This is a genomic window from Baaleninema simplex PCC 7105, from assembly GCF_000332355.1.
Taxonomy (GTDB): domain Bacteria; phylum Cyanobacteriota; class Cyanobacteriia; order Cyanobacteriales; family Geitlerinemataceae; genus Baaleninema; species Baaleninema simplex.
Genome location: NZ_KB235958.1, coordinates 3,331,900 through 3,338,774 on the forward strand (window position 1 = coordinate 3,331,900; position 6,875 = coordinate 3,338,774).

Annotated in this window: 5 protein-coding genes and 1 pseudogene; all 6 read right to left on the reverse strand. The window is 50.7% G+C overall.

What is annotated here, in order from left to right:
• Positions 1–12 precede the first annotated feature (12 nt).
• Entirely contained in the window at positions 13–1,809 is a 1,797-nt protein-coding gene (locus GEI7105_RS33640) for a VMAP-C domain-containing protein (RefSeq protein ID WP_017661636.1), read from the reverse strand.
• Entirely contained in the window at positions 1,794–2,117 is a 324-nt protein-coding gene (locus GEI7105_RS0117015; RefSeq protein ID WP_017661637.1) for a CU044_2847 family protein, read from the reverse strand. Before GEI7105_RS0117015 ends, GEI7105_RS33640 begins: the two co-directional genes overlap by 16 nt.
• Before the next feature lie 326 nt (positions 2,118–2,443).
• The gene (locus GEI7105_RS31025) at positions 2,444–4,378 is read right to left on the reverse strand and encodes a M48 family metalloprotease (protein ID WP_051044155.1); all 1,935 of its coding nucleotides are present in this window, start codon (positions 4,376–4,378) and stop codon (positions 2,444–2,446) included.
• A gap of 355 nt (positions 4,379–4,733) precedes the next feature.
• The gene (locus GEI7105_RS37485) at positions 4,734–4,934 is read right to left on the reverse strand and encodes a hypothetical protein (protein WP_144053846.1); all 201 of its coding nucleotides are present in this window, start codon (positions 4,932–4,934) and stop codon (positions 4,734–4,736) included.
• Positions 4,891–6,309, reverse strand: a complete 1,419-nt coding sequence (gene iscB / locus GEI7105_RS0117035; RefSeq protein ID WP_017661640.1) for an RNA-guided endonuclease IscB — start codon at positions 6,307–6,309, stop codon at positions 4,891–4,893. Before iscB ends, GEI7105_RS37485 begins: the two co-directional genes overlap by 44 nt.
• 280 nt (positions 6,310–6,589) lie before the next feature.
• A pseudogene (locus tag GEI7105_RS35130) lies at positions 6,590–6,875 on the reverse strand (RNA-guided endonuclease TnpB family protein); the annotation flags it as partial.

Here is a 6,875-nt window from a genome sequence, read left to right on the forward strand (position 1 = left end):
TTAAATTACAGATTAAATCACGGGCGGAACGAGAGACGGATCGTCCCATATCAAACAAATATGATGGCCGATATGCTGTTCGTCTTTCTTCCAAGCATCTTTTCGGAATCTGAGAATACGCGATGGCAGTCCACCAGCAGAACAGTCTAGAACGGGGTCGAACGCACGAGAATTGCAACAATCGCGTCTCGACCAAAGCACCACTGGAACCGCAGTTTCTAAGACTTCTTCAAAAATCTCGTCCCAATCGTTACAGTTGAGTTCGCTCAATAAAACAGAATCGATTTCATCTCGGTCTAAGTCAAAGTCGAGCCTGCTACAGTTAACTTGTTTTAAGGCATCCCGCGCTAATTGTTTGCGTTTCTGGACGAATTGTTTCCATTTTTCTCGCCATAATTCTTGTTCTCGAAACTTATAATAGCTAGGTAACAACCGTTCGTAAAGTCGAACGACCACTTTATAGCGACGCCCGAACGGCCGCTTAATTTTTGGGCTGCGACAAGGGATGTCAGAGCCGATTAACTGGCTCGGTAAGAACACTGCGATCGTCGTTTTAAAAGAAATGCCGTTGTCTTTCAGTAAGTTGTCGATCGATTCTGAAACTTCCTCGAGCGATCGTATTTTTTCGGGTTGTTTTGGCGGTGAAAGCTGCTTAATTCCTCGACCCGTTTTCGGATCGTAACTGCGCCGATCTGAGATATACCAAAACCGAACGTAATATCGAGTTTCATCTGGATCTATTTGTTGTTCTTTAGGCTTGACTAAAACAACCAAACAAGATATCGTTTTGTCTGATGTTTTAGGGAGTCCTAGCTTTTGTTTTTTCTCTCGAACAGTTGTGATTATTGTATTAAAATTATCACCTTGAGACGTCACCCATTGCTTTAAATGAGATAGGAGTTTTTTAAATTCACCATTTTGGGTATTTTTATAAATCTCGTAAATTTCAAGTGCGAGACAAACCGAAAACTCAGAGAGCCGACTTCCTGCCGTGTTGCGACTGCCAAATTCGCTCAGTTTTTCCAATTTCTCTTCTAGAGATTTTGGGATTGAATTGTCCAGCCAACTCGTATCTGACAAACAAAACAAATAAGCGTTGTTAATTTTTTCTGAAAACTGCGTTGTATAAGGTTCTAAAATTTGACTCAACCGACAAACTTCAAATTTTCTAAAAGCCTCGCTTAACAGTTTGTGCGGAATAGCATAGGCTACCTTAACGTTCTCTTTTTTCCAATCTGCTGTAGCCACCATGCCAACGACACCACCGAGCGTTTCGTCCCAAACTGGGCCGCCACTAAATCCGCCTTCAACGACGTAGTTATATCCATCAATTTTATTAATTTGAACGCGGCCTCCCCCCACTCGCGCAAGCAGTTGGTAAGAAGTCACCCAAACCCCATCGTTTTTACCCGGTGGAAATCCGTAAATTCGACAAGGATGTTCCCAATAGTCTCGGCTCGGTAATACGTCGATCTCGCGAACGTTGGGAGGTTGTTTTTCCTGTAACTCCAACCCCGCAATGTCCTTCTCGAAAAACGGCGACCAAAACACAACGCGAGCGTTCAGAATGCAATCTTCGGCGACAATGGGAAACTTGAGTCGTACCAACTCTTCGGGAATTTCTTGTTGTGTCCTGTCTAAACCCAGCGCATCCGTAACGACGTGAGCGCAGGTGACTAAATAACCGGATCGGACTAAAAACCCCGTGCCGAAAATATATCCATCTTCGCGGCGTTGAATGCAGGCGATCGCTGCCGTCAACGCCTCAAATTTTGTCGCTAATTGTTCGCAGTTTACTGATTCTTCCATGTCAGCGAAATTTCGTAAGTCGCTTCTCCCCCAACAGTGGTTAAAACTGCCCCAACTTGTCCGCTTAACTTCACGCTAAATTTAACAGAAACCTCATCCGCCGGGTCAGTTAAGGCATCGAGTTTCTTTTTAATCGACTTTACCATAGGCTCGATCGTTGTCATCGCTTGCTCGAAGGTTTGCCTGGCCTGCACCGCAACTTTATCGGACGGTCGCGCGACGGGAGCGATCGCCTCACTTTCAATTTCATCGACTTCGACTAAAATCGTCGAACCCCCATCAACTTGAAATTCCACCAGTTCTTTCACAAACCTTCTCCTTCAAACGTTAACTTTTGTCTCGAGAACAGCGATCCGTGGGCGATCGCTTCAGACTTCGCCTGTCTGAGCCAAGTATAACCGCATTCAAAATGTTCGTCCTTGCTGTTTTGACTTTCCTGAACGATAGATTTTTGTGGGAGGCGTAGGGTGTGTTAGCGGACTACAAAATTTAGCGAAAGTCGAGCGAACTCAATTCCCATGTAACGCACCGACAACTCCAGAAACTCCAAAAACAAAACCGAAAAAAAAAGGACGCACCGTAGCGCGTCCGAACCGTCAAGTTTGACGAATTTTGAAAGTTTGGCAAGAATCGATTACAACCGAGCTTTAACAGCCGCTAATCGTTCGACTCCCTCAAACGCATAACGTTCGTAGCCGTTGCGTTGAATCAACTCTTCCATATAACGCACGCGAGAGGCGGGAGCGGGGTGCGTCGAGAGATAGGGAATCGTTGGACCTCGTTGTTCCTGGCGTAGCGTTTCCATAAAGTTACGCAAGCCGTCGGCGGCGTATCCCGCACTGTTAATCACGCGAGTTCCTAAGATATCCGACTGACGCTCGTGTTTGCGGCTGTAGTCGAGGCTGACGAGAGTTCCTAACAAGTCGCCGAAGGGAATTTCGCGAGCGAGGTTCGAGAGGAGGTTGTTGGTGACAATGCGTTGGAAACCGTGGGACAAGACGGCGTGACCGACTTCGTGTCCCAGGAGTCCGCCTAGTTCGGCTTCCGATCGCGCTGCTTGAATGGCTCCCGTATTGACGAAGACTTTACCGCCAGGAAGGGCGAAGGCGTTAAGGGTGTTGTCGCGAACCACGTAAAACTCGTAATCGAACTCGTCCCGTCCCATGTACTGAGCGACCTCCTGTCCGATGTCGTTAACGTAACTGAGAACCTCGGGGTCGTCCAGCATGGGAAGTTCCTGTCGGACTTGGGCGGCCACTTGTTCGCCGAGGCGAGACTCACCAGCTACCATCAACTGAGCCAGGTTAATGGCTTGGAAAATCGTCGAAGTGGTACGTCCGGTCAAGACGCCGACGGCTAAGCCTCCGAGACCGCGCAGAGCGATGTTTTCGCGGAGTTTGCGCCGGAAGCTACGGAGATAGCGATCGGAGAGTTCTAGGATTTCTTCAGATTCCGGGTGGTCGGGGTTGACGATGGCGAACTCGCGGGCGACGATCGCCGCTTCGAGACGTTGTCCGTCGTCGCGGAGGGTTTCGGCTAACAGTCGCGCCAGTTCGTAGGATTGGGGAAACTGCGTCGTAGCGTCTTCAAGAACGGCGATCGCTTCTTCGGTGCGATCGTCTTCAAGGAGAGCTTCGGCGATGAGTTTGTATGCGGGGGCGAATCCGGGGGCTTCTTGAAGCAGAAGTTCGAGGGAGGATTCGACTTGGGTTTCGCGATCGTTGGCTAAACCGTCCCGAACGTTATCCCAGTACACGCGTGCGGCGGGGGACAGTTCCTCTTCGGTAATCGGTTCGACGACTTGAAGCTCGCCTTCGCGGGGAAAGGGCGGTTTGACTTGTCGGTAGAGGCGTTGGGCTTCTGCGATGTTTCCTTCGAGATAGAGGCGATCGCCTCGCGCGAGGAGTTCTTCTTCTCGGGTGAGCGACACCGAACCGCTAGAGGGAGCGGAAACCCTGGCGGGATCGGGTTTGCTAGCGGTGGGCGAGGTTGCGCCTAAGTCGTAAACAGTGAGGGTATAGCGACCCCGTCCTCGGGCGTCGAAGGCGTTAGCGACGATGCGATAGGTTCCGGTACGAGGAAGGGTGACGGTGAGTTCGGCGTTGGGATCGTTGCGGGCGCGATCGTCGTTTTCTCCGAGGGGGCGATCGTCCGGTCCGAGGAGGATGAGATAGGTGTCGAAGTCTCGGCTTTCGAGTTGGATGCGAATTTCTTGACCCGCTCGTCCGTCAAAGTCGTACAGGTCGAAGCGACTGCGATCGCGCAGGACGTCGTCGCTGTTGTCTAGACTCCCGTTTTCTTGGAAGATTTGACGCTGGGCGACGCGTTGGAGGTTCGAGTCGGGGCGATCGCGGTTTAGGGCTTTTTGCGATTTTTCGGTGGCAACCTCTGAAACCGGATAGGTTTTCAAACTAATGGATTTGCGCGGGTAAAATTGCGGAGCCTGTGCGCTTGGCGTGGCGGCAACAACACCTCGGAGAAACAGAGGAATATTGGGTAGAAATAGGTTTAAGCTGAGGAAAAATGCCGTTCCCAAAAGGAAGCAGAGAAGGTTTCGTAGGCGTTTCATGGGAGGATTTTGTGAGAACGATAAACGGAGAAGTGGGAGAGAACCGTCGAGATTTGAAAACGCCGATACCCATAAAAAAGTCGTTTTTTGATGGTAAAATGGCTGTTCGATCTGAGTTTTTCAGACGTTTGACGGTTCGCGATCGAGCGATTTAGATTGAAGGGGCTATCGTTACAATTAGATGAAAAACTGCTCAAAAATGTTTCGCAGGTTAGGAAAACGCTTTGCATTTTACCGAGCCGACCTCGTTTTTTCAGGACTTCAAACGATAATTTTTAGATCGGGCGATCGCTGGAAAACACAGTGCGAAATCTAGATACGTAAAAAAAGATTTGTCAACTAATTTTCGCGATATTTAATAAAATTTCATAAGTTTGCGATCGCGCGGGAAGTTTCCCAACTCGCCAAACGGCGAACGACCCCAACCGCAGCATACGAGAAACCGTAGAGGTGCGATCGCCGCTTCGATCCAGCTATAAGCGTGCAGGGGCCCCGTGCTGTACTGCTCGCGGTCAGCGTCGGGAGGAATGCCCGCACGGGTTGATGTTGTATTCATAGCCATCCTGTTTGTGAACGATCTGGATTTGCGTTTTAGCGGTTAGATCGATCTGTTTTTTTCCAAAAGGACGCAAGGCGGGCGGGCGTTTTTTTCTCACTCCGGCGATCGCCCCCGTCCACTGTCCGCGATATTTCCCGTTCGGCACGATCGCTCGCACGATGTCACCTGCCTGTAAGCCGTTGACTTGCGCCTTAGTTTTCCTCACGGCACGGGGAAAACCGTAACGGTCGATGAGGGTGCGAAATCTCGTGCTGTGACCTTTACTTGCGATCGCTATTGGAGTTTCAGTTGCCAAATGTAACGATGGCGTCTCTCCTACACAAGCAGCATCAAGCCAATGAGCTTTCGGCAACCCCAATCGAGTGCGGTTGAACTTGGTCAAACCGCCCGTTCCCACTTCGACAGGCAAACCCGTCTCTTTCAACTGTTGGCACAGTTTCCACCGAGTTGCGTTGACCGCCGCTGCATCTTTCAATGGGGTTTTTGCCTGTTTTAAAATGCGGTTGAGAACGGACGGCTTATCCGACAGAAACTCTCGAACGTCGCGGTTGCCTTTAGACCGGTTGCACAGACGGCAAGCCAAGGTGAGGTTGGAGAGGCGATCGCTCCCTCCCTTCGATTTGGGATGAATGTGTTCGACCTCTAACGGTACGTTCTCAGTACTACAATAGGCGCACTTTCGACCCCATTTCTCCAACAGGTACTCCCGAACCTCGTAACCCAACAATTCGCCCTGCTGATACTCAATACCACTCACTTCGGGGTTTTGGAGTTTTTGGGTATCGAACCGCACGAGTTCTTGAGAAATCGAGACGATCGGACAAAGTTTTCGCAAACGGTTCACCCAGGTCATCGTAGTTTCGACCCGATGGTTGAGTCCTCGACTCCGCTCGGACTCAACGCTGAGCGGAGCCGAAGCGTTGAGAGACGGTGGAAGCCAACCCTTCGGACGGGTGCGGTTGAGAAACCGAGGCTTGCGATATCGTGTTTTGCGGTTCCGACGATTCCGACGACAGACGCGACGGGTTTCCAATTTCGCTTTAATGCGATCGCCTCGGTGTTGTAATTCCGCGCCCCACACGAGTTTGTTGCCATTGACGACAGCCAATCCGGTGGTTTTAGAACCGGGGTCTATCTTGAGTCCTCGACTCCGCTCGGACTCAACGCTGAGCGAAGTCGAAGCGAGCGGAGCCGAAGCGTTGAGTTGAGTTTCCGGAACGACACAATCTTTGGCTTCAATCTCGTGCAAGATAAGGGTAAATGGATAGCGACGAAATACCGAAGCACGACCGGATTTCAGGAGCCGCCGCGCCTTGGCTGGATGGCATGGTGCTAGGGGGTTTTTGTCTTTGTCGAGAACGAAAACGTGCATAATACACAACTCCCAAAAGGGGTAACGTTTGCCTCGCCAAGGTTACGTCTCGGTACTCTCTGAAAAGCACTGCCTTAACCCGTTTTAAGCTGTTTAACTTTTCAGTTCTAGAGCGACAAGCTGGCAACGTACTCGTCGGTAGGAACTTAAACTCTCGGACGTAACGTAGTCTTCGGAAGACTTAGGCTGGTCAACTTGTGGGCTTTTTCAAGCCCCCGTCATAGCCAACAGGCTTGACGGCGGGTTGTTGACAACGCTGCATCGATCGATACCTGACTCGCTACGATCCGTGCCAATGAATCTTGACATCCTCTCCCAGCAACCCGTTCCGGGTATGCAGGGAGATTCCTTGGGTCGCCCCAAAGATTTCCTGCTTCAACAGGTGCCAGCTAGACTGAGCCAACTCAGCCCCCGCCGCCTCCCCTCCACAGGCAGTTTCGATTCCCCGTTGCCCACGGGTACAGATAACTTGTCCACTCGCCACATCACGGGGCTTTGTTGACCCGCAGTTGTGACAGTGATGGATTCGAGTTGAGAGGTCTTTGCGAACCTCCACTCCACAATCC